Here is a 321-nt window from a genome sequence, read left to right on the forward strand (position 1 = left end):
GCGTCCATCCGTCTCAAATGAGAGGCGCGGCGCCGGGTGCAACCATGGCGGCGCGCCCGGCCGCCCCGGCACGTCCGGCCAGACCCGACAGGGCAAAGCTGTACAGCCGGTCGCGCCCCAGCAGGAACGCCCGCCCGCCGCGCGGAAACAGCCCCGCGATCGCCGGATCGCTGACGTCCAGCCCGCCCGTGTAGGTGCCGAAGGCCGGCATCACCAGCCGCCGCGCGTCGGCGACGAAGCACGGCCGGCTGACCGCCGTCCCGCGCGCCGGCACCAGCGCCTTCGGGTGGTAATGCCCGGACACCTCGCCGGCGGCGCCCG

The 321-nt window shown here is 76.3% G+C and carries 1 pseudogene; it reads right to left on the reverse strand.

The annotated features are described in order from the left end of the window. Positions 1 to 13: 13 nt before the first annotated feature. Positions 14 to 321: pseudogene (locus B8460_RS19820) on the reverse strand (ligase-associated DNA damage response endonuclease PdeM); the annotation flags it as partial.

The sequence above is a fragment of the Acidisphaera rubrifaciens HS-AP3 genome (assembly GCF_000964365.1).
GTDB lineage: Bacteria > Pseudomonadota > Alphaproteobacteria > Acetobacterales > Acetobacteraceae > Acidisphaera > Acidisphaera rubrifaciens.